A 24,137-nucleotide genomic window follows, 5' to 3' on the forward strand; every position below is an offset into this window, starting at 1 on the left:
ATGCTTCTCCGATAACGGGTGTCGAGTGCCGTAGAGGTGTCGCAGATGATGGGCCGCTGGCGGGCAAGCCGGAACAGGCGGATGCAACGGACCGGACCCCTGGGGGCGGTCCGGACACCGCCGGGGGCCGGGGCGCTCAGCTGCCGAGTGATCGATCCGGTCAGCGAACCGGTGCCCCACGCGGAGTTCGTGGTGACCGACACCCTGGGGCGCACGGTGGTCAGCGGGGGGACGGACCCGTTCGGGTCGTTCGTGACGGCGGTGCCCGCCGGGGAGTACCGGCTGGCGGTGTCGGCGGAGGGGTACACACCGTTCCGGGCCGGTGCCACCGTCTCCGAGGACGCCCTGGCCTCGCTGGGTGAGGTGACCCTTCAGGTGGCCCAGCCGCCCGAGCTGCCGGGCTCCGGTGACTGGGACGTGGAGCCGATGCACTCCTCGATCGCCTTCACCGCACGGCACATCGGGCTGGCCCGGATCCACGGGCGGTTCAACTCGTTCGCGGGTGTGGTGCGGATCGCGGACGAGATGGAGCGGTCGGCGATGCATGTGGTGATCGACGCGGCGTCCATCGACACCAATGTGCGGATGCGGGACGACCATCTGCGCTCGGCGGACTTCCTGGATGTGGAGCGGTTCCCGACGATCGAGTTCTACGGCGACCGGTTCGTGCCCAGGGGCGGCAACAAGTGGGCCGTGACCGGCGCGCTGTCGCTGCACGGTGTGACGCGTACGGTCACCCTCGACACCGAGTACCTGGGCCTCGGCAGCGGTATGGAGGGTGAGACGCGCGCCGCTTGCCGGGCCACGACCGAACTGCACCGGGACGATTTCACCGTGAGCTGGCAGACGATGCTGGCGCGCGGCATCGCGGTGGTCGGGCCCAGCATCAGGATCGAGCTGGATGTGCAGGTCGTGCCGAAGCAGGGCATGGCCGCGGCGGGAGCCGGCGCCGCCGGCTGAGAACGGGTGGAGACCTGGACACGGGGACCCGGATGGGAGACCTGGGTGGGGAACCTAGGTGGGGCGGACATGGGTGGGGCGGACATGGACACGGGACCCCGATGAGGTGACCCGGGCTCGGATCGGGGCCCGGCGGTCCCCGGCGCCGGGTCGGATCGTGCGTGTCGGAAGATGGGGGCGTGAGCGATGTGAGACATGTGCTGGTGCTGCCCGACCGTGACGCGGCGCAGGAGGCGGCCGAGGCGCTCGGGGAGCGGTTCGGGATCAGCGAGGAGCCGCGGCTCGTCCGGGACGCGCTGGCCGGTGAGGACGACGCCGAGGACGCGCAGTGGCTGCTGGTGCTGCGGGACGAGGACGACCGGCTGGACCCGGCGGAGCTGGACGCCTTCGCGGGGGAGTGGGACGGGTGGCGCGAGGAGCCGTAGCGCTGCCGCTGGACCGCCTGGACCGCCTGGACCGCCGGACCCCCGGACCGCCGGACCGCCGGACCCCCGGACCCCCGGCGTCCGCGCTTCCGCTTCGCTTCCGTGGCCGTGGCGGGCGTTGTCAGTGGTGCGTGCCATGCTTGTCGCGATGGCCAGGAAGACTGCGAATGACGACCCGCTCGCCCCGGTGACCCTTGCCGTGGGCCAGGAGGACCTGCTGCTCGACCGCGCCGTGCAGGAGGTGGTGGCCGCCGCCAGGGCCGCCGACGCCGACACGGACGTTCGGGATCTGACCTCGGACCAGGTGCAGCCCGGCACGCTCGCCGAGCTGACCAGCCCCTCGCTCTTCGCGGAGCGCAAGGTGGTGGTCGTACGCAACGCACAGGACCTCTCGGCCGACACGATCAAGGATGTGAAGGCGTACCTCGGAGCGCCGGCCGAGGAGATCACGCTGGTGCTGCTGCACGCCGGTGCCGCCAGGGGCAAGGCGCTGCTCGACGCCGCGCGCAAGGTCGGGGCGCGGGAGGTGGCGTGCCCGAAGATGACGAAGCCGGCGGATCGGCTGTCGTTCGTCAGAGGGGAGTTCCGGGCGCTCGGGCGGTCGGCCACCCCGGAGGCGTGCCAGGCGCTGGTCGACGCGATCGGGAGCGAGCTGCGGGAGCTGGCGTCGGCGGTGTCGCAGTTGGTCGCCGACGTCGAGGGGACGATCGACGAGGCCGTCGTCGGGCGGTACTACACCGGGCGGGCCGAGGCGTCGAGCTTCACGGTCGCCGACCGGGCCGTCGAGGGACGGGCGGCGGAGGCGCTGGAGGCGCTGCGGTGGTCGTTGGCCACCGGGGTGGCGCCGGTGCTGATCACCAGCGCGCTGGCCCAGGGCGTGCGGGCGATCGGGAAGCTGTCCTCCGCGCGCGGCGGGCGCCCGGCGGATCTGGCCCGGGAGCTGGGGATGCCGCCGTGGAAGATCGACCGGGTGCGCCAGCAGATGCGGGGCTGGAGCCCGGACGGGGTGTCCGTGGCGCTGCGCGCGATCGCCGAGGCGGACGCGGGGGTCAAGGGCGGCGGGGACGACCCGGAGTACGCGCTGGAGAAGGCCGTGGTGACGGTCGCCCGGGCCGCGCGGTCCCGGGGACGGTAGCCGCCGTGGGGCGGGCGGCGGCGGACCGCCCGTCGTATGTCACACCCGGGCCCGCTGTCTCGTCCTCTGGATGAGCACCCTTCGCGGGTGAGGGACGACCGTGCGCGCGGGCGGGTGGTGTGCCGTGGCGGCGGGGCTTCGGAAGGGGTTGGCGTGAGGCGGCGGACGGAGGAGTTCGAGGAGCTGCGGCCGTTGTTGTTCTCCATCGCCTACCGGATTCTCGGCAGTGTGACCGAGGCCGAGGACGCGGTGCAGGAGACCTGGCTGCGGTACGAGGGAGTCGAGGAGCGGCCCCGGTCGCCGAAGGCGTATCTGTCGGCCGTGGTGACCCGGCTGTCCGTCGATGTGCTGCGGTCGGCGCGGATGCGGCGGGAGGCGTACGTCGGGCCGTGGTTCCCGGAGCCGCTGCTGACCGACCCCTACGAGGATCCCCAGCGGTCGGCCGAGCTGGCGGACTCCTTGTCGATGGCGGCGCTGCTTCTGCTGGAGCGGCTGTCGCCGTTGGAGCGGGCTGTGTTCGTGCTGCGGGAGGTGTTCGGGTTCGGTTTCCCGGAGATCGCCTCGGCGGTGGGGCGTTCGGAGGCGGCGTGCCGTCAGCTCGCGGTGCGGGCGCGACGGCACATGGACGAGGGGCGGCCCCGGTTCGACGCCGACCGGGCGGAGCGGGAGGAACTGGCGGGGCGGTTCTTCGACGCCTTCCGGGAGGGGGACGTCGACGGACTGCGGGAGCTGCTCGCGGCGGATGTGACGATGGTGGGGGACGGGGGCGGCAAGGCGCCGCAACTGGCCAAGCCGGTGCTCGGTGTCGACAACGTGGCGCGGGTGCTTGGCGCGTTCATCCCGCTGCTCGGTCCGGTGGGGGTGGTGGCCGAGCCGCGGGAGGTGAACGGGCAGCCGGGGGCGGTGCTGCGGGACGCGCACGGCAAGGTGCTGGGCGCGCTGGTGCTGGAGGTCCTCGGCGGGCGGATCCAGACCGTGCGCTCGGTGGTGAACCCGGACAAGCTCGCGCACCTGGGTCCGGTGGCGGATGCCTGGGCGGTGAAACGCGCGGTTCAAGAGGTCCGCCACGCGGGGAGGACGGGGAGAGCCGGGCGGGCCGGGGGAGAAGGCCCGGCCGGGGGAGAAGGCTGAGCGGTGAGCGCCGGGAGGGGGGCGCTCAGGCCGCCTGGTGGTCGGCGTCACCGCCCTTGAACAGCTCGTACAGCGCGAGATAGCTCAGGTCGCCGTACCCGTCGGCGACGGCGCGTTCGGCCAGTGCCTTGAGCAGGCGGGGCTGGTCGGAGTGGACGCCCTGTTCCTCGCTGGTGCGGGTGATGTGCTCCAGGGCGTTGAGGTTCATCTTCAGGTTGCCGAGGGCGCCCGGATAGTGGGCGGCGTCCAGGGAGGCCGCGTCCTGGGCGAGGGAGGCGTAGTCGACCACGGTCGGCATGAACCAGCCGAGGGCCAGTTCGGCGAACTGCCGGGCCGACACGTTCGCGGAGCTGACCAGGGCGGTGGCGTGCAGCCAGCCGTTCATGGTCGTGTACATCATCTCCAGCAGGGCGGTGTTGTAGAGCACCGCGATCCCGATGTCCTCGCCGAGGTGGCGCGGGTCGCCCAGGCTGCGCAACGGCGTGTGATGCCGGTCGAACACCTCTCGCGGACCGCTGTACAGGAACACCGCGCCGCCCTCGCCCACCAGCGGCGGCGGCACCATGATCGCGCCGTCGAGATAGTCGATGCCGTGCTTCCGAGCCCAGGCCAGGGCGGTCTGGGCCTCCTTCGGGGTGCCGGAGTTGAGATTGACCAGGGTGCGGCCACCGAGCGCGTCGGCGGCCGGTTCGAGAACGGCGTACAGGGTGTCGTAGTCGTTGAGGCACACCACCGTCAGCGGGCTCGCCCCGACCGCCTCGTCGACGGTCGCCGCGAGCCGGGCGCCCTTGGCCACGAGCGGGTCGGCCTTCGCGGGGGTGCGGTTCCAGACGGTGAGCGGGTGGCCCTTCCTCAGCAGGGCCTCGGCCAGGGCCAGCCCCATGGGCCCCAGACCGACGAGAGTGACGGGGGAGGCGGGCGAGTCGGGGGTGACGGGGGAGTCGGGCGAGTCGAGGGTAACGGGGTTGCCGTGCGGATCAGTTGCAGGCTGTGCTGTCATGCCCGCACGCTAAACTCTGACATCGATGTGAGAGTCAAGTCCCGCCCAGGAGCGACGTATGCGTATCGGAGCCCTGTCCCGCCGTACCGGTGTCAGCGTGCGGCTGTTGCGCTACTACGAGGAGCAGGGCCTGCTGAGTCCGCTGCGCCGGCCCAGCGGGTACCGGGAGTACAGCGAGGGCGATGTCCGCATGGTGCGCAACATCCGTACGCTGCTCGCCGCCGGGCTCAGCACCCGGATCATCGCCTGGGTGCTGCCCTGCATGGTCGAGGCCGATGAGACTCTGGTTCCGGCCTGCGACGAACTGCTGCCCGACCTGTACCGGGAGAGGGAGCGCATCGACCGGACGGTGGCGGATCTGCTGACCGCGCGGGCGGCCCTGGAGACCATCATCGGCGGCTCGCTGCCCCTGGAGCCGGCCGGCGGTGGGAGCGGGCGGGACATGGCGGACATGGCGGACGTGACAGCCGACTGAGACGGCCCGCGCGAAGACGCCGGGCCCGACCGGCGGCCCCCGGCATATGGACCCGGCCGGCGGCCTCCCCCGCACGTGGACCCGGCCAGCGCCCCCCGGGGCACCCGAACGCCCCCAGCCCCCTCCGCTGTGCCCCGCCCACGCCAAAAACCCCGCCCGCCCCCCTGGGGAAGAGGGACGGCCGGGGTCTTCGGTTCAGTCCGTTGAAGCCGCGCCCGCGTGGCGAACGCAGTCGCGCGCGGCTTCGGGGCGCCGGTCGGGGGCGGATGAGAGGGCCCGCCCTGAGTCCTTCCGGCAGTCAGATCCCACGGGGGGACCTGTTCAGATCAGAGAAGGTCAGCCCTTCAGGCCGGCCACCTTCGACGCCAGGGCCGACTTCTTGTTGGCGGCCTGGTTCTTGTGGATGACGCCCTTGGAGACGGCCTTGTCGAGCTGGCGCGCGGCGGCGCGCTGGTACTCGGTGGCCTTCTCGGTGTCACCCGCGGCGGCGGCCTCACGGGCCTTGCGGATCGCGGTCTTCAGAGAGGACTTGACGGCCTTGTTGCGCAGCCGGGCCTTCTCGTTGGTCTTGTTCCGCTTGATCTGGGACTTGATGTTCGCCACGAATGAGCCTTTGCAGGTTCTGGCACGGGGCCGCACGGGTCCCGTACCGGTGATTTCTGGTGGTTCCCTGAAGGGGTGACCCCCTGGAGGGAGGAGGGCCTCTTGCCGAGCGGGCAGGAGACACAGCTGCCCAGACTACCAGCGGCCCGGCGAGCGGCCCAAACCGGTCGCCGGTCGCCGCCCATGGGACGATGGAAGCTACGTATCGATCCGACCCGAGGCATAAGGCGCCTCAAGAGACAGGACCCTGCGTGCCCGCGACCCCTAACCATGTGCCCGAGCCGAGCCGTACCGACCCGGCTCTGATCCGCAATTTCTGCATCATCGCGCACATCGACCACGGCAAGTCCACCCTCGCCGACCGGATGCTCCAGCTGACCGGTGTGGTCGAGCAGCGGCAGATGCGTGCTCAGTACCTCGACCGGATGGACATCGAGCGTGAGCGCGGTATCACGATCAAGTCCCAGGCGGTGCGTCTGCCGTGGGCTCCCACCCACGACCAGAGCAGCACGCACATCCTCAACATGATCGACACCCCCGGGCACGTCGACTTCACCTACGAGGTCTCGCGGTCGCTCGCCGCGTGCGAGGGCACGGTCCTCCTCGTCGACGCCGCCCAGGGCATCGAGGCCCAGACCCTCGCGAATCTGTACCTCGCGATGGAGAACGACCTCACCATCATCCCCGTACTGAACAAGATCGACCTGCCGGCCGCGCAGCCCGAGAAGTTCGCGGAGGAGCTGGCGAACCTGGTCGGCTGCGACCCGTCCGACGTGCTCAAGGTCTCCGCCAAGACCGGTCTCGGCGTCGAGGCGCTGCTGGACAAGGTGGTCGCCGAGGTCCCGGCCCCGGTCGGCGTCAAGGACGCGCCCGCGCGCGCCATGATCTTCGACTCGGTCTACGACTCCTACCGCGGGGTCGTGACCTACGTCCGGGTCATCGACGGCCAGCTCAACCGGCGTGAGCGGATCCGGATGATGTCGACCGGCGCGACCCACGAGCTGCTGGAGATCGGGACCAACTCGCCCGAGATGCTCCCGGCCGACGGGCTCGGCGTCGGCGAGGTGGGCTATCTGATCACCGGTGTGAAGGACGTCCGCCAGTCCAAGGTCGGTGACACCGTCACCAGCCAGCACAAGGGCGCCACCGAGGCCCTCGGCGGGTACAAGGACCCCAAGCCGATGGTCTTCTCCGGGCTGTATCCGCTCGACGGCTCCGACTACCCCGAGCTGCGCGAGGCCCTCGACAAGCTCCAGCTCAACGACGCCGCGCTGGTCTACGAGCCGGAGACCTCCGCCGCGCTCGGCTTCGGCTTCCGCGTCGGCTTCCTCGGGCTGCTCCACCTGGACGTGGTCCGTGAGCGGCTGGAGCGGGAGTTCGGGCTCGACCTGATCGCCACCGCGCCCAACGTGGTCTACCGCGTGATCATGGAGGACGGTGTCGAGCACATCGTCACCAACCCGAGCGAGTTCCCCGAGGGCAAGCTCGCCGAGGTGTTCGAGCCGGTGGTCCGGGCCACGATCCTCGCGCCGACCGAGTTCATCGGCGCGATCATGGAGCTGTGCCAGACGCGGCGCGGCAGCCTGCTCGGGATGGACTACCTCTCCGAGGACCGGGTCGAGATCCGCTACACCCTGCCCCTCGCGGAGATCGTCTTCGACTTCTTCGACCAGCTCAAGTCCAAGACCCGCGGCTACGCGTCCCTGGACTACGAGCCCACGAGCGAGCAGTCCAGCTCCCTCGTCAAGGTGGACATCCTGCTCCACGGCGACAAGGTGGACGCGTTCTCCGCGATCACCCACAAGGACCAGGCGTACGCGTACGGTGTCCGGCTCGTCGCCAAGCTCAAGGAGCTGATCCCGCGGCAGAACTTCGAGGTGCCGGTGCAGGCGGCCGTCGGCTCACGGGTGATCGCCCGCGAGACCATCCGCGCCATCCGCAAGGACGTCCTCGCCAAGTGCTACGGCGGTGACATCTCCCGTAAGCGGAAGCTGCTGGAGAAGCAGAAGGAGGGCAAGAAGCGGATGAAGATGGTCGGGGCCGTGGAAGTGCCCCAGGAAGCCTTCATCGCGGTGCTGTCCAGCGACGACGGGGCGGCTACCGCCAAGGGCAAGAAGTAGCGGCCGTCCCGAGGCGAGCAGCAGGGGCAGTCGGAGGGGTAGTCGGAGGGGCCCGTCGCATCACGGTGCGACGGGCCCTTCGCCGTCCGCCTCTCCCGCGACGCCTCGCCGTCCGCTGTCCCCGCGCCGCCCCGCCGGCATCCCCACCCCCCACCACCCCCCCCACGAAGCCGGGCACCCCGCGCGAGTAAGCCGCCGAGCACCCCGGGCGGGAAAGGTGAGCACCCGGAGCGAAGAAGCCGAGCGCCCAGCGCTGAAGTGGCGGAGCACGGAGTCTTACGCGCCGCGCGGTCGGCCTTTACTCTGTCCCTGCTCGCTGGTTACTCGTGAGTTAAACAAGAGCGCGCGGGTAGGTACAGGCGAGCGAGGACCACAGCCGCCCCGGAGGATGTCGTGACCGACACACAGACCCTGATCGAGAACCGTCCGCCGTCCGTGGCGGGCCTCTTCCTGGAGCGGGTGGCGGCCACCCCCGACGCCGAGGCGTACCGGTACCCGGTGCCGTCGGCCTCGGGCGAGGGCCCGGACGACTGGACGTCGCTGAGCTGGGCGCGGACCGCCGAGCGGGTGTACGCCATCGCGGCCGGTCTGATCGAGCTGGGTGTCGAGCCGGAGCAGCGGGTCGCGCTGGCCTGCGCCACCCGGATCGAGTGGATCCTCGCCGACCTCGGCATCATGTGCGCGGGCGCGGCGACCACCACCGTCTATCCGCAGACCAACGCCGAGGAGTCGGCGTACATCCTCGCGGACTCCGGCAGCCGGGTGCTGATCGCGGAGAACGCCGAGCAGGTCGCCAAGGCCGTGGCCAAGCGGCCCGACCTGCCCGAGCTGACCCATGTCGTGGTGATCGACGGGGAGGGCGTGGAGACCGGCGACCAGGTGCTCACCCTCGCCGACCTGGAGGCGCGCGGCACCGCCCGGCTGGAGAAGGACCCCGACCTGGTCAAGGAGCGGGTCGGCGCGATCACCAAGGACCAGCTCGCCACCCTGATCTACACCTCCGGCACGACCGGCCGCCCCAAGGGGGTCCGCCTCCCGCACGACAACTGGTCGTACATGGCCAAGGCCATCGGCGCGACCGGGCTGACCACGGCCGAGGACGTCCAGTACCTGTGGCTGCCGCTCGCGCACGTCTTCGGCAAGGTGCTCACCTCCGGGCACATCGAGGTCGGTCACGTCACGGCCGTCGACGGCCGGGTGGACAAGATCATCGAGAATCTGCCGGTCGTGCAGCCGACGTACATGGCCGCGGTACCGCGGATCTTCGAGAAGGTCTACAACGGCGTCGCCGCGAAGGCCCGCGCGGGCGGCCCCGCCAAGTACAAGATCTTCCAGTGGGCGGCGGGCGTCGCGCGCGAGTACGCCAAGGTCTCCCAGGACAACTTCCGGCACACCGGGTCGGCGACCGTGCCGTTCGGGCTCGGCGCGAAGCACAAGGTGGCCGACGCGCTCGTCTACTCCAAGCTGCGGGAGGCGTTCGGCGGACGGCTGAGGGCGTGTGTGTCGGGGTCGGTGGCGCTGGCGCCGGAGATCGGCTACTTCTTCGCGGGCGCCGGGATCCACATCCTGGAGGGGTACGGGCTGACGGAGTCCTCCGCCGCGTCCTTCGTGAACCCCGGGGAGGCGTACCGCACCGGCACGGTCGGCAAGCCGCTGCCCGGCACGGAGGTGCGGATCGCCGAGGACGGGGAGATCCTGCTGCGCGGCCCCGGGATCATGGAGGGCTACCACGGGCTGCCCGAGAAGACGGCGGAGGTGCTGGAGCCCGACGGCTGGTTCCACACCGGGGACATCGGTGAGCTGTCGCCCGACGGCTACCTCCGGATCACCGACCGGAAGAAAGACCTGTTCAAAACCTCGGGCGGCAAGTACATCGCGCCGACCGAGATCGAGGGCGCGTTCAAATCGGTCTGTCCCTACGTGTCGAACATCCTGGTGCACGGCGCCGACCGGAACTACTGCACCGCCCTTATCGCGCTCGACGAGCCGTCGCTGCTCCCGTGGGCCAAGGAGAACGGCCTGGAGGGCAAGGCGTACGCCGAGGTGGTGGCCGCGCCGGCGACGGTGGCGATGGTCGAGGAGTACGTGCGACAGCTCAACGCCGGGTTGCAGCGGTGGCAGACGATCAAGAAGTTCCGGTTGTTGCCGAGGGACCTCGATGTCGAGCACGGCGAGATCACGCCGAGTCTGAAGCTGAAGCGGCCGGTCGTGGAGCGGGAGTACCGGCATCTGCTGGAGGAGATGTACGAGGGCGCCCGCGAGAAGTAGGGGGCCCGAGGGGCGTGCGGGGAGCGGGTTCGTCCCGATAGGTCATGGTTGCCCGCATGCGTTCCCGTGCCCCTGAGGGGGCGGCGATACGCCTCGTCCGGGAGGTCTCCGGGTCACTCTCTTCACGCTGGTCCTCCCCGTGCTCTTCTCCCACTTGAGCAGAGGGCGGCTCGGGAGTGGTCGAATCCGTCCGGTTTCCGCCACTCGCGCAGCACGGTTCTCTCTCATCGCGGTGGACTTCGATAACTCGACGCTGTCGAGCGTGGTCGGTCTGTCACCCTGTCGGCAACGATCGAGGGGTTACGTCCGACCTGTTCGGGGAGCTGCCCATGAGGGCCATTCCGGCACAGCGGGAGAGCGCGCAGGAGACCGCCTCTCCCGCGCTGCGCACCACGCTCGCCCGCGGCCCCCTCGCCCCCGGTGCCGCGCGCGGACTGGTGCGGGCCGCGCTGACGGAGTGGGCCGGGGCGGAGGCGCCGGGCGGTGGCCGGCGGCTCGGCGGGCGGCAGGGGGACGACACCCTCGCCGTCGTCAGCGAGCTGGTCACCAACGCCGTCGTGCACGCCGGTACCGATGTGGAGCTGGCCTGCCGGCTGGAGCCCGGCACCGGTGACCTCGTCGTGGAGGTCGGCGACCACCAGCCCTCCCGCGCGCCCGGTGACGGATCCACGGCCGACGACCCCGCCCATGAGGGGACCTCCGAGGGCGGCCGGGGACTGCGGCTGGTCGCCGCGCTGTCGCAGGAGTGGGGCGTCAGCTACCGCCGGGGCGGCAAGACGCTCTGGGCCCGGATCCCCGCCGAGGAGATCGAGCCGTACGACGACCCCGGCGTCCCCGGTCTCGCCGCGCTCCTCGCCCCCGAACCGCGCCGCGGCGACGGCGACCGCCACTGGCTGGGCCGGGGCGCGCTCACCTTCCTCGCCGAGGCGTCCGACCTGCTCGCCGGGCAACTGGACGAGGACCTCGTCGCCGCGCTCACCGGACAGCTCCTCGTCCCCCGCCTCGCCGACTGGTGCGCGATCTGGCTGGAGGACGAGGTGCTGGGCCGCACCTGGGGCGACGCCCCGCCCGGCGCCCGCCTCGCCCGCGTCTGGCACGGCAGCGCGGACCGGCTGGAGGAGCTGCGCCTGGCGCTGGAGAAGCAGCCGCCGCGCCGCGGCGAGGGCATACGCTCCGGACCCGAGCCCTATCCCTGGCCCGGCGCGAGCCTCGGCGGCCCCGGAGCGCACGGCACGGCCCTGGCGTACCGGCTGGTCGCGGGCGGACACCCGCTGGGCACCCTGGTCATCGGCCGGGGCGGCGTGCCGCGCTTCCCCGACGAGGTCGTCGGACTGGTCGAGGACCTCGGCCGCCGGGTCGCGCTGGCCATCGGCGCCGCCCGCCAGTACGCCCGCCAGGCCACCATCAGCGCCGTCCTCCAGCGCGGACTGCTGCCCGGCGCCGTCGCCGAGATCCCCGGCGTACGCAGCGCCCTCGTCTACGAACCGTGCGACAAGGGCGGGCCGAGCGGCGACTTCTACGATGTCTTCCCGGCCGGGGACGGCCGCTGGTGCTTCGCGGTCGGCGACGTACAGGGCAAGGGCGCCGAGGCCGCCGTCGTCATCGGGCTGGCCCGGCCCTGGCTGCGGCTGCTCGCCCGCGAGGGCTACCGCGTCGGCGACGTCCTGGACCGGCTGAACCAGCTCCTCCTGGACGACGCCATGGAGGCCGCCGACGCCGCCGCGCGCGCCCTCGCCGGTCCGATCGCCCCCGGCGACGGCCCGCAGACCCGCTTCCTCTCCCTCCTCTACGGCGAGCTGGCCCCCTTCGACGGCGGTGTCCGCTGCACCCTGGCCTCCGCCGGACACCCGCTGCCGCTGCTCCTGGGCCCCGACGGGGGTGTCCGGGCCGTCGCCCGGCCGCAGACGCTGCTCGGGGTGGTCGAGGACGAGACGTACACCAGCGAGACCTTCGAACTGCGCCCCGGGGACAGCCTGCTCTGTGTCACCGACGGGGTGACGGAGCGGCGCAGCGGGAGCCGCCAGTTCGACGACGGCGACGGCCTCGCCACCGCCCTCGCAGGCTGCGCCGGGCTGAGCGCCGACCACATCGCCGAACGCATCCGCCACCTCGTCCACACCTTCGGCGGCGCCGCCCCCGACGACGACCTCGCCCTCCTGGTCCTCCAGGCGGAACTCCCCACGGCCCGGGGCGCCCCCCGGCCGCCCGACCCGGGCTGACCAGAGCTGACCGGGGCTGACCGGGGCTGACCGGGCTACGGCGGCGGTGCGGGACAATGGGCGGTATGCCCTCCGCACTTCCCGACGGCGCGCCCGTCCCCGCCGACGGCGCGCTGCCCGCGTCCGCGTTCGACGGGGCCGCGGACCGCCCCCTCGGCTTCTACCTGCACGTCCCGTACTGCGCGACCCGCTGCGGGTACTGCGACTTCAACACCTACACGGCGACTGAGCTGCGGGGCAGCGGCGGGGTGCTCGCCTCGCGGGACAACTACGCCGAGACCCTGATCGAGGAGGTCCGCCTCGCCCGCGCGGTGCTCGGCGACGACCCGCGCCCGGTCCGTACGGTCTTCGTGGGCGGCGGCACCCCCACCCTGCTGGCCGCCGGGGACCTCGTACGGATGCTGGGGGCGATCCGCGACGAGTTCGGGCTGGCCCCGGACGCGGAGGTGACGACCGAGGCGAACCCGGAGTCGGTCGACCCCGCGTACCTCGCGGCGCTGCGGGAGGGCGGCTTCAACCGGGTCTCCTTCGGCATGCAGAGCGCGCGGCGGCACGTACTGAAGGTGCTGGACCGCACCCACACCCCGGGCCGGCCGGAAGCGTGTGTCGCCGAGGCCCGCGCCGCCGGGTTCGAGCATGTGAACCTGGACCTGATCTACGGCACCCCGGGCGAGTCGGACGACGACTGGCGGGCCTCCCTGGAGGCGGCGCTCGGCGCCGGACCCGACCATGTGTCGGCGTACGCCCTGATCGTCGAGGAGGGCACCCAGCTCGCCCGGCGCATCCGGCGGGGCGAGGTCCCGATGACCGACGACGACGTCCACGCCGACCGCTATCTGATCGCGGACTCGGTGCTGTCGGAGGCCGGTCTCCACTGGTACGAGGTCTCCAACTGGGCCACCTCCGAGGCGGCCCGCTGCCTTCACAACGAGCTGTACTGGCGCGGCGCCGACTGGTGGGGCGCGGGACCGGGCGCCCACTCCCACGTCGGCGGGGTCCGCTGGTGGAACGTGAAACACCCCGGCGCCTACGCGGCGGCCCTGGCCGAGAGCCGCTCGCCCGGCGCGGGCCGCGAACTCCTGACCCCCGAGGACCGCCGCGTCGAACGGATCCTGCTGGAACTGCGGCTGAGGGAGGGCGTGCCCCTGGACCTCCTGCGGGAGACCGGGCTGAAGGCCGCCCGCCGCGCGCTGTCCGACGGACTGCTGGAGAGCGCTCCGTACGACGAGGGGCGGGCCGTGCTGACCCTGCGGGGACGGCTGCTGGCGGACGGTGTGGTCAGGGAGTTGGTGGATTGATCACTCGCAGGGGTGAACCGCGCGGATCCGCATCCCGCACTCTGCGTGCGGTCACACACGACGTCGCTACCGGCCGTTCTGCCTGCGGTCACCCGACGTCGTCACGGCCGTTCTGCCCGCGGTCACCCGACGTCGTCACCGGCCGTGACGAAATCGATCAGCTCCTCCACCCGCCCCAGCAACTCCGGCTCCAGATCCTTGTACGACCCCACCCGCGCCAGAATCGCCTGCCACACCGCGCCGGTGTTGCCGTCCGGCCAGCCCAGCGCCCGGCACACCCCCGTCTTCCAGTCCTGACCGTGCGGGACCCGAGGCCAGCCCGCGATGCCCAGCGCGGACGGCTTCACCGCCTCCCAGATGTCGATGTACGGATGGCCCACCACCAAGGCGTGGGCACTGGTGACGGACTGGGCGATCCGCCACTCCTTGGTGCCGGGGACCAGATGGTCCACCAGGACGCCGAGCCGGGCGTCCGGACCCGGCGCGAAATCGGCGACGACCGACGGAAGGTCGTCCACCCCCTCCAGGTACTCCACGACCACGCCCTCGATGCGCAGGTCGTCGCCCCACACCTTCTCGACCAACTCGGCGTCGTGGCGGCCCTCCACATAGATGCGGCCCGCACGGGCGACCCGGGCCCGCGCCCCGGGCACCGCGACCGAGCCGGAGGCGGTACGGGAGGGCCGTACCGGCGCGGCGCCCGTCGGGCGGACCAGCGTGACCACCCGGCCCTCCAGCAGGAAACCGCGCGGCTCCAGCGGGAAGACCCGGTGCTTGCCGAAGCGGTCCTCCAGCGTCACCGTGCCCGCCTCGCAGCGGATCACCGCCCCGCAGAACCCGGTGCCGGGCTCCTCCACCACCAGGCCGGGCTCCGCCTCGACCTCGGGGACGGGCTTCGGCTTCTTCCACGGCGGGGTGAGGTCCGGTGAGTACTGGCGCATTCGGATGACGATAGGAGAAGCCCCGGCCGTCCGGGCCACCCCGGCCCCCGACACGCCGTGGCCGCCCGTTCCGCCCCGTCCCCCGCCCCTGCCTCCCCTGCCCCCCTACCCCTCGACGCCGAAGCGCCGCGCCAGCGCGTCCCGCTGCTCCCGCACGAACCCCGCCCCCACCACCGCCCCGTGACCGGGCACGTACAGCGCGTCCTCGCCGCCCAGGGACAGCAGCCGGTCCAGGGCGGCGGGCCAGCGGGACGGGACCGCGTCCGGGCCCGCCTGGGGTGGGCCGGACTCCTCGACCAGGTCGCCGCAGAACACCAGCGCGGGACCGCCCGGGACCAGGACGGCCAGATCGTGGGCGGTGTGGCCGGGGCCGACGGCGGCGAGCAGCACCCGGTGCCCGCCGCCCAGATCGAGGGTCCGCTCGCCCGTGACCTGGTGCCGGGGAACGGCCAGGGCGTCCGCGGCCTCCGCCGCCTCGGCCGCGGGCAGCCCGTGGCGCACCGCGTCCGCGCGCAACTCCTCACGCGCGGGCCGCCCGCTCAGCGCCGCCTCCACCCCCGCCGCGCCGAACAGCTCCGCGCCCGCGAACGCCGCCGCGCCGAAAACATGGTCGAAGTGCGGGTGGGTCAGCGCGAGATGGGTCACACGGCCGCCGGCCAGCGCCTCCGCGTCCGCCCGCAGCCGCGCCCCCTCCGCCGGGCTCGACCCCGCGTCGATCAGGAGCGCCGCGCCCTCGCCGACGATCAGGCCGGCCGTGCAGTCCCATCCCGGCAGCCGGATCCGCCCGACCCCGGCCCCCAGCCGTTCCCAGCCGCGCTCTTCCCAAGTCACCGTCATACGGCGACGCTAGCCGTACGGCCGCGTGCCGCGGCAATGTCGCGGGGACCGGCCTTGCCCGCTCCGTACCCGACGGCCGTACACTGGGCCGGGCAGGGCTGGCACTCGGCGGCGTCGAGTGCCAGGGAAGGGTGAGCCCCCGGAACCGGGGGCAGGGATGGCGGCTGGAGGTGTGCGCGATGCTCAGTGAACGAAGACTCCAGGTGCTGCGCGCCATCGTCCAGGACTACGTCGGCACCGAGGAGCCCGTCGGCTCCAAGGCGCTCACCGAGCGCCACAACCTCGGTGTCTCCCCGGCCACCGTGCGCAACGACATGGCGGCCCTGGAGGACGAGGGCTTCATCGCGCAGCCGCACACCTCCGCCGGGCGGATCCCGACGGACAAGGGCTACCGGCTGTTCGTGGACAAGCTCGCCGAGGTCAAGCCCATGAGCGGGGCCGAGCGCCGCGCGATCCAGAGCTTCCTGGACGGCGCCGTCGACCTCGACGACGTCGTGGGCCGGACGGTACGGCTGCTCGCCCAGCTCACCCGGCAGGTCGCCGTCGTGCAGTACCCGTCGCTGACCCGCTCCACGGTCCGCCACGTCGAACTGCTGTCGCTGGCGCCCGCGCGCGTGATGCTGGTGCTGATCACCGACACCGGCCGGGTCGAGCAGCGCCTGGTGGACTGCCCGGCCCCGTTCGGCGAGGCGTCGCTGGCCGAACTGCGGGCCCGGCTCAACAGCAGGGTGGCCGGCCGTCGCTTCTCGGACGTGCCCACCCTGGTCCAGGACCTCCCGGAGAGCTTCGACGCCGAGGACCGCGGCACGGTCCAGACGGTGCTCTCCACCCTGCTGGAAACCCTGGTCGAACAGACCGAGGAGCGGCTGATGATCGGCGGCACCGCCAACATCACCCGCTTCGGACATGACTTCCCCCTCACCATCCGACCCGTCCTGGAGGCGCTGGAGGAGCAGGTCGTGCTCCTCAAGCTGCTCGGGGAGGCGAAGGATTCGGGCATGACCGTGCGGATCGGTCACGAGAACGCCCATGAGGGACTCAACTCCACGTCGGTGGTGTCGGTGGGCTACGGTTCGGGCGGCGAGGCGGTTGCCAAGCTCGGCGTGGTCGGCCCGACCCGCATGGATTACCCGGGAACGATGGGAGCGGTACGCGCAGTGGCACGGTACGTCGGACAGATCCTGGCGGAGTCGTAAGTGGCCACGGACTACTACGCCGTTCTCGGCGTGCGCCGCGACGCGTCGCAGGAAGAGATCAAGAAGGCCTTCCGGCGGCTCGCACGCGAGCTGCACCCGGACGTCAACCCGGATCCGAAGACCCAGGAGCGGTTCAAGGAGATCAACGCCGCTTACGAGGTGCTGTCGGACCCCCAGAAGAAGCAGGTCTACGACCTCGGCGGCGACCCCCTCTCGCAGGCGGGCGCCGGCGCGGGCGCGGGCTTCGGCGCGGGCGGCTTCGGGAACTTCTCGGACATCATGGACGCGTTCTTCGGGACGGCGTCGCAGCGCGGGCCGCGCTCACGCACCCGGCGCGGCCAGGACGCGATGATCCGGATCGAGATCGAGCTGGACGAGGCGGCCTTCGGGACGACCAAGGACATCCAGGTCGACACGGCCATCGTCTGCGCCACCTGCAACGGCGAGGGCGCCGCCCCCGGCACCACCGCGCAGACCTGCGACATGTGCCGCGGTCGCGGTGAGGTCTCCCAGGTCACCCGGTCCTTCCTGGGCCAGGTCATGACCTCGCGGCCCTGCCCGCAGTGCCAGGGCTTCGGGACGGTCGTACCGACCCCGTGCCCCGAGTGCGCGGGCGACGGCCGGGTCCGCTCCCGCCGCACCCTCACCGTCAAGATCCCGGCCGGTGTCGACAACGGCACCCGCATCCAGCTCGCCGGTGAGGGCGAGGTCGGGCCCGGCGGCGGCCCCGCCGGAGACCTGTACGTGGAGATCCACGAACTGCCGCACGCGGTCTTCCAGCGCCGCGGCGACGACCTCCACTGCACGGTGACCATCCCCATGACCGCCGCGTCCCTCGGCACCAAGGTGCCGCTGGAGACCCTGGACGGCATGGAGGAGGTCGACATCCGGCCCGGCACCCAGTCCGGCCAGTCGATCCCGCTGCACGGCCGGGGCATCACCCACCTGCGCGGCGGCGGCCGGGGCGACCTCATCGTCCATGTCGAGGTGCAGACCCCGACCAAGCTCGATCCCGAGCAGGAACGGCTGCTGCGCGAACTGTCCAAGCTGCGCGGGGAGGAACGCCCCACGGGGCAGTTTCAGCCGGGGCAGCAGGGGCTTTTCTCACGGCTGAAGGACGCCTTCAACGGGCGGTGAGCGGGTGGGGCCGTGAGCGGGGCCGCACCGGGCCCGCACCGGCCCCCGGACGGCCCCTGGACGGGCTTTTCCGGTACGCCCCCGGGCCGCGCGAACCGTAAGGCCGGATTCGGACTTGCACCCCGGACGTGACAACATGCGGTCATGTCCTCCGCGCTGACCGATCTCTTTCCGCACCCGATCGTGCAGGCCCCCATGGCGGGTGGCGTCTCCGTACCGCATCTCGCGCTCGCCGTGTCCGAGGCCGGCGGGCTCGGGTTCCTCGCCGCCGGGTACAAGACGGCCGACGGCATGTACCAGGAGATCAAGCAGCTGCGGGGCCTCACCAACAAGCCTTTCGGCGTGAACCTGTTCATGCCCCAGCCCGACACCGCCGACTCCGCGGCCGTCGACGTCTACGCCCATCAGCTCGCCGGTGAGGCCGCCTGGTACGAGGCCGAACTCGGCGACCCCGACAGCGGACGCGACGACGGCTACGACGCCAAGCTCGCGGTGCTCCTCGACAACCCCGTGCCCGTGGTCTCCTTCCACTTCGGCGTCCCGGGCCACGAGGTGCTGGAGTCGCTGCGCCGGGTCGGCACCCTCACCCTGGTCACCGCGACCACCCCGGAGGAGGCCGTCGCCGTGCAGCAGGCGGGCGCGGACGCGGTGATCGCCCAGGGCGTCGAGGCCGGCGGCCACCAGGGCACCCACCGCGACATCGCCGAGAACGACGGCGCCGGACTCGGGCTGCTGTCCCTGGTCGCCCAGGTCCGCGAGTCCGTCAGCCTGCCCATCGTTGCCGCCGGGGGCATCATGCGCGGCTCCCAGATCGCCGCCGCCCTCGACGCCGGCGCCCAGGCCGCCCAGCTCGGCACCGCCTTCCTCATCACCCCGGAGTCCGGCGCGAACGCCCTGCACAAACGGGCGCTGACCGACCCGCTGTTCGTCCGGACCCAGCTCACCCGCGCCTTCTCCGGCCGCCCGGCCCGCGGCCTGGTCAACCGCTTCATGCGCGAGCACGGCCCGTACGCGCCCTCCGCCTACCCGGAGATCCACCATCTGACCGCCCCGCTGCGCAAGGCCGCCGCCAAGGCCCAGGACGCCCAGGGCATGGCGCTGTGGGCGGGCCAGGGCCACCGGATGGCCCGTGAGCTGCCCGCGGCCGAGCTGGTGGAGGTGCTCGTCGCCGAACTGGCCGCGATCAGGACAGCGTTGTCGGCGCACGGCGGCGGTGCCGGATGACCGCCCCGGTCTTCGTCGTCGACCACTTCGACGCCGGGGACGGCGGCCGGTACGTCCTCGACGGCCCCGAGGGCCGGCACGCGGTCTCCGTGAAGCGGCTGCGGCCCGGCGAGGACATCACCCTCACCGACGGACGGGGCCGCTGGGCCGACTGCGTGGTCACCGGCACCGAGGGCAAGGACCGGCTGATCGTCCACCTCGGCAGTTGGTCCGAGGAGGCCGCCCCGCAGCCCCGGATCACCGTCGTGCAGGCCCTGCCCAAGGGCGACCGCGGCGAACTCGCGGTCGAGACCATGACCGAGGTCGGCGTCGACGCGATCGTGCCCTGGGCCGCCGCCCGCTGCATCACCCAATGGAAGGGCGAGCGCGGCACCAAGGCGCTGGCGAAGTGGCGGGCCACCGCCCGCGAGGCCGGGAAGCAGTCCCGCCGGGTCCGCTTCCCCGAGATCGCCGACCCCGCCACCGGCAAGCAGATCGCCGCCCTGCTCGCCGACGCCGACTTCGCCGCCGTGCTCCACGAGAGCGGGGAGGACGCCCTCGCCGGGGCCGAACTGCCCACCGAGGGCCACATCGTGCTGGTCGTCGGGCCCGAAGGGGGCGTCTCCCCGGAGGAGTTGGAGCTGTTCCGCACGGCCGGGGCACCCGCGTACCGGCTCGGCCCCAGCGTGCTGCGCACCTCCACCGCGGGCACCGCCGCCGCGGCCCTCCTGCTGGGCCGCACCGGCCGCTGGTCCTGACCCCCGCACCCCCACCTCCCGCGCCCCCGCCGGGCCCCGTCGCGCCGGAACGGCCGTATGCGCCCTACCGCGACGGCCTGGACGATGGCAGGCTTCCTGTCATGCGGGCGGGACGGCGCGGAACACGACGGAATCCCAGCGGACCGAGGGCGTTACGGGTGGCGGGTGCCGTGACGGGTGTGCTCCTCGCGGTGGGCGTGACCACCGCCTGCGACCCGAGCGCGACGATCAGCACCACGACGATCGCGTACACCACCGACGAACTCCTGACCCGCGAGATGGAGCGGCGCGACATCGACGTGCAGTGGCTGAGCTGCAACGCCGGGTTCGGCGACCGCGGCACCCCCAGCGCGTCCGCCAGCGAACGCAATGTCGCCGAACTGGACTGCGAGGGGCAGACCAAGGACACCAAGGACATCGAGGTCCGCGGGAAGGTGACCCGCGCCGTCGACGGCGCCTGCGTCCGCGGTGAGCTGACCGTGAAGGTCGACGGCAAGGAACGCTTCCGCGTCACCGCGCTCGGCGACTGCGACGCCACCAGCGCACCGCCCGTGGACCGGCCGAGCGGCGGAGCCGATCCGACCACCACCGTCACCGTCACCAAGACCGTCTACTGCCAGGACCGGCCCCAGTGCTGGCCCGAGGGCAAATGACGGCCCGACGACGCGGGGCACCCGGCAAGTGATCCAAACCCCTGTCCACGACCGGCCCGCCTGCATAGGGTGATCGGGTGACTCAGTCCCCAGCGCCTGCGTACCTCCGGTTTCCGCATGTCCAGGGCGAATCGGTCGCCTTCGTCGCCGAGGACGACATCTGGACCGCCCCGCTCGACGGCGGGCGTGCCTGGCGGGTCAGCGCCGACAACATGCCCGTCACGACGCCCCGGATCTCGCCCGACGGCACCACCGTCGCCTGGACCTCCACCCGAGACGGCGCCCCCGAGGTGCATGTCGCCCCGGCCGACGGCGGCCCCTCCACCCGGCTCACCCACTGGGGCAGCGCCAAGACCCAGGTGCGCGGCTGGACGCCCGACGGCCGCGTGCTCGCCCTGAGCACCCACGGCCAGGCCAGCCTGCGCCGCACCTGGGCCCGCGCGATCCCCCTGGACGGCGGCCCCGCCGAGACCCTGCCCCACGGCCCCGTCGGCGATGTCGCCCACGGCCCCGCCACCGTGCTGCTGTCCGCCCCGATGGGCCGCGAGGCGGCCTGGTGGAAGCGGTACCGGGGCGGCACGGCCGGCAAACTGTGGATCGACAGCGGCGACGGCGAGTTCGTCCGGCTCCACCAGGATCTCGACGGCAACCTGGAGTCCCCGTTCTGGATCGGCGAGCGCATCGCGTTCCTCTCCGACCACGAGGGCACCGGCGCCCTCTACTCCTCCCTCGGCGACGGCTCCGACCTGCGCCGCCACACCCCCCTCGACGGCTTCTACGCCCGCCACGCCGCCGGTGACGGCACCCGCGCGATCTACATGTCCGCCGGTGAGCTGTGGCTCCTCGACGACCTCGACACCGCCGAACCCCGCCGCCTCGACCTCCGGCTCGGCGGCCAGCGCACCGACCGCCAGCCCTACCCCCTCAACGCCGCCCGCTGGTTCGGCGCCGCCGCGCCCGACCACACCGCGCGCGGCAGCGCCGTCGCCGTCCGCGGCGCCGTGCACTGGGTCACCCACCGCTCGGGACCGGCCCGCGCCCTCGCCGCCGAACCCGGCGTACGGGCCCGGCTGCCGCGCGTCTTCCGCACCGACGGCGAGGAGTGGGTGGTGTGGGTGACGGACGCCGAGGGCGAGGACGCCCTGGAGTTCGCGCCCGCCACCGGCACCGCCCCCGGCGCCACCCCGCGCCGGATCGGCGGCGGACGCCTCGGCCGGGTCCTGGAACTCGCCATGTCCCCCGACGGCAGCCGCGCCGCCGTCGCCGCGCACGACGGACGGCTCCTGCTGGTCGAACGGGAGACCGGGGAGATCCGCGAGGTCGACCGCAGCGAACACGGAGACGTCAGCGACCTCGTCTTCTCACCCGACTCGGGCTGGCTGGCCTGGACCCACCCCGGCCCCCGCCCGCTCAGTCACCTCCGCCTCGCCGGCACCACCGACCTCACCGTCACCGAGGCCACCCCGCTGCGCTTCCAGGACTACGCGCCCGCCTTCACCCAGGACGGCAAGCACCTCGCCTTCCTCTCCACCCGCTCCTTCGACCCGGTCTACGACGAACACGTCTTCGACCTGGCCTTCGTCGTCGGCGACCGCCCGCACCTGATCACCCTGGCGGCGACCACACCCTCGCCGTTCGGCCCGCAGCGGCACGGACGGCCCTTCGAGGCGCCGGACAAGGACGAGACCCCCGACAGCGAGGGCACCCCCGCCACCCGCGTCGACCTCGAAGGACTCGCCGACCGGATCGTCCCCTTCCCGGTGGAGGCGGGCCGCTACTCCGACCTGCGGGCCGCCAAGGACGGTCTGCTCTGGCTGCGCCACCCCGTCCAGGGTGTCCTCGGCGCCTCCCGCGCCGCCCCCGACGACCCGGACCCCAAGACCGAGCTGGAGCGCTACGACCTCGCCCAGCAGCGCGTCGAGCATCTCGCGGCCGACGCCGACCACTTCGAGGTCAGCGGCGACGGCAAACGGGTGCTGCTGTGGACCGACGGCCGGCTCAAGGTCGTCCCCAGCGACCGGCGGGCCTCGGGCGACGAAGACAGCGACACCAACATCACCGTCGACCTGAGCCGCGTACGGCAGTCGGTGGACCCCGGCGCCGAGTGGCTCCAGATGTACGACGAGACCGGCCGCGTCATGCGCGACCACTTCTGGCGGCCCGACATGAACGGCGTCGACTGGGACGGCGTACTGGAGCGCTACCGCCCGCTGGTCGACCGGCTCGCCACCCATGACGACCTGGTGGACCTGCTGTGGGAGGTCCAGGGCGAACTGGGCACCTCCCACGCCTACGTCGTGCCCCGCGGACACGGCGCCGGGGCCGCGCGGCAGGGACTGCTCGGCGCGGACCTCTCCCGCCACGAAGACGGCACGGACAGCGCGGACGGCACGGACGGCACGGACAGCACGGACAGCACGGACAGCGCGGACGGCGCGGGCGGTGTCTGGCGCGTCGACCGCATCCTCCCCTCGGAGACCTCGGACCCGGCCGCCCGCTCCCCGCTGGCCGCGCCCGGCGTGGCGGTGCGCCCCGGAGACGCGATCGTCGCCGTCAACGGCCGCCGGGTGGACCCGGTGACCGGCCCCGGCCCGCTGCTGGTCGGCACGGCGGACAAGCCCGTCGAACTGACCGTCTCCCCGGCGGGCGGCGGCGAACCGCGGCACGCGGTCGTCGTCCCCGTCGCCGACGAGGAACCGCTGCGCTACCACGCCTGGGTCGCCGACCGCCGCGCCCACGTCCACGCACGCTCGGGCGGCCGGCTCGGCTATCTCCATGTGCCGGACATGCAGGCGCCGGGCTGGGCGCAGATCCACCGGGACCTGCGGGTGGAACTGGCCCGCGAGGGAGTGGTCGTGGACGTCCGCGAGAACCGCGGCGGCCACACCTCCCAACTGGTCGTGGAGAAACTGGCCCGGCGGATCGTCGGCTGGGCGGTCCCCCGCGACATGCGGCCCTACAGCTACCCGTGGGACGCCCCGCGCGGCCCCGTCGTCGCCGTGGCCAACGAGTTCTCCGGCTCGGACGGCGACATCGTCAACGCCGCGATCCGCGCCCTCGGTATCGGCCCGGTCGTCGGCACCCGCACCTGGGGCGGTGTCATCGGCATCGACAGCCGCTACCGCCTGGTCGACGGCACCCTGATCACCCAGCCCAAGTACGCCTTCTGGCTGGAGGGCCAGGAGTGGGGCGTGGAGAACCACGGCGTCGACCCGGACATCGAGGTCGTCCAGCGCCCCCAGGACTGGGCGGCGGGCGCGGACCCCCAGCTGGACGAGGCGATCCGGATCGCCCTGGCGTCGTTGGAGGAGACCCCGGCGAAGACCCCGCCGGATCTCCCGTAGGCAGCCGACCGGCCCCCGTCCGCGGGGGCCGACGACGTACGATGCGCCAGGTAGACCGCCACACACCCCCGGAGGGACCATGGCAGGGGAGCCGCAGGACGACTGTCTGTTCTGCAAGATCGTCGCGGGGCAGATCCCGGCGACGATCATCCGTGAGACGGAGACGACGGTCGCGTTCCGGGACATCAACCCCCAGGCACCCACTCATGTCCTGGTCATCCCGAAGGTGCACTACGCGAACGCCGCGGACCTCGCCGCCGCCGCACCGGAGATCGCGGCGGACCTGCTGCGCGAGTCCCGTGCCGTGGCCGACGGCGATGGGCTGGAGAGCTACCGCATCGTCTTCAACACCGGCACCGGCGCCGGCCAGACGGTCTTCCACGCGCACGCCCACATCCTCGGCGGCCGTGGCCTGCAGTGGCCCCCGGGATAGC

Annotated in this window: 20 protein-coding genes; 16 read left to right on the forward strand and 4 right to left on the reverse strand. The window is 72.7% G+C overall.

Translation table 11 applies throughout. From position 1 onward, the window contains the following. The first annotated feature begins 45 nt into the window (after positions 1–45). From ACIQNG_RS30980 to ACIQNG_RS30995, 4 genes are all read left to right on the forward strand, one after another. Positions 46–960: a YceI family protein gene (locus ACIQNG_RS30980; protein WP_401489668.1), complete on the forward strand. Its 915-nt coding sequence runs from the start codon at positions 46–48 to the stop codon at positions 958–960. 179 nt (positions 961–1,139) lie between these two features. Beyond that, complete coding sequence (locus ACIQNG_RS30985; RefSeq protein WP_401430430.1) at positions 1,140–1,385, forward strand: hypothetical protein; 246 nt, start codon at positions 1,140–1,142, stop codon at positions 1,383–1,385. 148 nt (positions 1,386–1,533) lie between these two features. Beyond that, positions 1,534–2,520 carry a DNA polymerase III subunit delta gene (holA, locus tag ACIQNG_RS30990; protein ID WP_401489573.1) on the forward strand — a complete coding sequence of 329 codons (987 nt, stop codon included), beginning with the start codon at positions 1,534–1,536 and terminating at the stop codon, positions 2,518–2,520. 153 nt (positions 2,521–2,673) lie between these two features. Next, the gene (locus tag ACIQNG_RS30995; RefSeq protein WP_401489576.1) at positions 2,674–3,651 is read left to right on the forward strand and encodes an RNA polymerase sigma-70 factor; all 978 of its coding nucleotides are present in this window, start codon (positions 2,674–2,676) and stop codon (positions 3,649–3,651) included. 25 nt (positions 3,652–3,676) lie between these two features. On the opposite strand, the gene ACIQNG_RS31000 is transcribed toward ACIQNG_RS30995, so the two are convergent. Next, positions 3,677–4,651, reverse strand: a complete 975-nt coding sequence (locus ACIQNG_RS31000) for an NAD(P)-dependent oxidoreductase (protein WP_401489578.1) — start codon at positions 4,649–4,651, stop codon at positions 3,677–3,679. Positions 4,652–4,709: 58 nt separating this feature from the next. Here ACIQNG_RS31000 and ACIQNG_RS31005 point away from each other — a divergent pair, with 58 nt between their 5' ends. After that, the gene (locus ACIQNG_RS31005; RefSeq protein WP_401489581.1) at positions 4,710–5,126 is read left to right on the forward strand and encodes a MerR family transcriptional regulator; all 417 of its coding nucleotides are present in this window, start codon (positions 4,710–4,712) and stop codon (positions 5,124–5,126) included. Positions 5,127–5,462: 336 nt separating this feature from the next. On the opposite strand, the gene rpsT is transcribed toward ACIQNG_RS31005, so the two are convergent. After that, entirely contained in the window at positions 5,463–5,729 is a 267-nt protein-coding gene (rpsT, locus tag ACIQNG_RS31010) for a 30S ribosomal protein S20 (RefSeq protein ID WP_401430420.1), read from the reverse strand. A 251-nt stretch (positions 5,730–5,980) separates the two neighbouring features. Here rpsT and lepA point away from each other — a divergent pair, with 251 nt between their 5' ends. The 4 genes from lepA (at position 5,981) to hemW (ending at position 13,634) form a co-directional block, all read left to right on the forward strand. Beyond that, a complete protein-coding gene (gene lepA / locus ACIQNG_RS31015) occupies positions 5,981–7,849 on the forward strand; it encodes a translation elongation factor 4 (protein WP_401430418.1) in 1,869 nt (622 codons plus the stop codon). Between the two features lie 393 nt (positions 7,850–8,242). Continuing rightward, on the forward strand, positions 8,243–10,117 hold the full coding sequence (locus tag ACIQNG_RS31020; RefSeq protein WP_401489584.1) for an AMP-dependent synthetase/ligase: 1,875 nt from the start codon (positions 8,243–8,245) through the stop codon (positions 10,115–10,117). Between the two features lie 329 nt (positions 10,118–10,446). Further along, on the forward strand, positions 10,447–12,336 hold the full coding sequence (locus ACIQNG_RS31025) for a SpoIIE family protein phosphatase (RefSeq protein WP_401430414.1): 1,890 nt from the start codon (positions 10,447–10,449) through the stop codon (positions 12,334–12,336). Positions 12,337–12,401: 65 nt separating this feature from the next. After that, the gene (hemW, locus tag ACIQNG_RS31030; RefSeq protein ID WP_401489587.1) at positions 12,402–13,634 is read left to right on the forward strand and encodes a radical SAM family heme chaperone HemW; all 1,233 of its coding nucleotides are present in this window, start codon (positions 12,402–12,404) and stop codon (positions 13,632–13,634) included. Between the two features lie 122 nt (positions 13,635–13,756). Here the strand turns inward: hemW and ACIQNG_RS31035 are convergent, their stop codons facing one another. Together ACIQNG_RS31035 and ACIQNG_RS31040 are read right to left on the reverse strand one after the other, a co-directional pair. Further along, positions 13,757–14,575 (reverse strand): DUF3097 domain-containing protein, encoded by an 819-nt coding sequence (locus tag ACIQNG_RS31035; protein WP_401489589.1) that lies wholly within the window; start codon positions 14,573–14,575, stop codon positions 13,757–13,759. Positions 14,576–14,680: 105 nt separating this feature from the next. Continuing rightward, on the reverse strand, positions 14,681–15,412 hold the full coding sequence (locus ACIQNG_RS31040) for an MBL fold metallo-hydrolase (RefSeq protein WP_401489591.1): 732 nt from the start codon (positions 15,410–15,412) through the stop codon (positions 14,681–14,683). A gap of 179 nt (positions 15,413–15,591) precedes the next feature. On the opposite strand from ACIQNG_RS31040, the gene hrcA reads away from it, so the two are divergent. The 7 genes from hrcA to ACIQNG_RS31075 all read left to right on the forward strand — a co-directional run bounded on the left by hrcA (position 15,592) and on the right by ACIQNG_RS31075 (position 24,136). Next, positions 15,592–16,608 (forward strand): heat-inducible transcriptional repressor HrcA, encoded by a 1,017-nt coding sequence (gene hrcA, locus ACIQNG_RS31045; RefSeq protein ID WP_401430410.1) that lies wholly within the window; start codon positions 15,592–15,594, stop codon positions 16,606–16,608. Further along, positions 16,609–17,745 (forward strand): molecular chaperone DnaJ, encoded by a 1,137-nt coding sequence (gene dnaJ / locus ACIQNG_RS31050; RefSeq protein WP_401430408.1) that lies wholly within the window; start codon positions 16,609–16,611, stop codon positions 17,743–17,745. A 144-nt stretch (positions 17,746–17,889) separates the two neighbouring features. After that, positions 17,890–18,969, forward strand: a complete 1,080-nt coding sequence (locus ACIQNG_RS31055) for a nitronate monooxygenase (protein WP_401489593.1) — start codon at positions 17,890–17,892, stop codon at positions 18,967–18,969. Further along, positions 18,966–19,706 (forward strand): 16S rRNA (uracil(1498)-N(3))-methyltransferase, encoded by a 741-nt coding sequence (locus ACIQNG_RS31060; RefSeq protein WP_401430404.1) that lies wholly within the window; start codon positions 18,966–18,968, stop codon positions 19,704–19,706. Before ACIQNG_RS31055 ends, ACIQNG_RS31060 begins: the two co-directional genes overlap by 4 nt. Before the next feature lie 170 nt (positions 19,707–19,876). Beyond that, positions 19,877–20,359, forward strand: coding sequence for a hypothetical protein (locus ACIQNG_RS31065; RefSeq protein WP_401430402.1), 483 nt, complete (start codon positions 19,877–19,879; stop codon positions 20,357–20,359). A gap of 77 nt (positions 20,360–20,436) precedes the next feature. After that, a complete protein-coding gene (locus tag ACIQNG_RS31070) occupies positions 20,437–23,703 on the forward strand; it encodes a S41 family peptidase (RefSeq protein WP_401489595.1) in 3,267 nt (1,088 codons plus the stop codon). 79 nt (positions 23,704–23,782) lie between these two features. Beyond that, positions 23,783–24,136, forward strand: coding sequence for a histidine triad nucleotide-binding protein (locus ACIQNG_RS31075; RefSeq protein WP_401489597.1), 354 nt, complete (start codon positions 23,783–23,785; stop codon positions 24,134–24,136). Position 24,137: the final 1 nt, after the last annotated feature.

It is taken from the genome of Streptomyces sp. NPDC091377 (assembly GCF_044757045.1).
In the GTDB taxonomy this organism is placed as follows: domain Bacteria; phylum Actinomycetota; class Actinomycetes; order Streptomycetales; family Streptomycetaceae; genus Streptomyces.

Bases quoted from the DNA above. Each gene is read 5' to 3' on its own strand.
- hrcA (WP_401430410.1), top strand. From the start codon at position 15,592: ATGCTCAGTGAACGAAGACTCCAGGTGCTGCGCGCCATCGTCCAGGAC.
- ACIQNG_RS31035 (WP_401489589.1), bottom strand. From the start codon at position 14,575: ATGCGCCAGTACTCACCGGACCTCACCCCGCCGTGGAAGAAGCCGAAG.
- ACIQNG_RS31055 (WP_401489593.1), top strand. From the start codon at position 17,890: ATGTCCTCCGCGCTGACCGATCTCTTTCCGCACCCGATCGTGCAGGCC.
- ACIQNG_RS31000 (WP_401489578.1), bottom strand. From the start codon at position 4,651: ATGACAGCACAGCCTGCAACTGATCCGCACGGCAACCCCGTTACCCTC.
- holA (WP_401489573.1), top strand. From the start codon at position 1,534: ATGGCCAGGAAGACTGCGAATGACGACCCGCTCGCCCCGGTGACCCTT.
- ACIQNG_RS31025 (WP_401430414.1), top strand. From the start codon at position 10,447: ATGAGGGCCATTCCGGCACAGCGGGAGAGCGCGCAGGAGACCGCCTCT.
- ACIQNG_RS31040 (WP_401489591.1), bottom strand. From the start codon at position 15,412: ATGACGGTGACTTGGGAAGAGCGCGGCTGGGAACGGCTGGGGGCCGGG.
- ACIQNG_RS31075 (WP_401489597.1), top strand. From the start codon at position 23,783: ATGGCAGGGGAGCCGCAGGACGACTGTCTGTTCTGCAAGATCGTCGCG.
- ACIQNG_RS31005 (WP_401489581.1), top strand. From the start codon at position 4,710: ATGCGTATCGGAGCCCTGTCCCGCCGTACCGGTGTCAGCGTGCGGCTG.
- ACIQNG_RS30980 (WP_401489668.1), top strand. From the start codon at position 46: ATGATGGGCCGCTGGCGGGCAAGCCGGAACAGGCGGATGCAACGGACC.
- hemW (WP_401489587.1), top strand. From the start codon at position 12,402: ATGCCCTCCGCACTTCCCGACGGCGCGCCCGTCCCCGCCGACGGCGCG.
- ACIQNG_RS31060 (WP_401430404.1), top strand. From the start codon at position 18,966: ATGACCGCCCCGGTCTTCGTCGTCGACCACTTCGACGCCGGGGACGGC.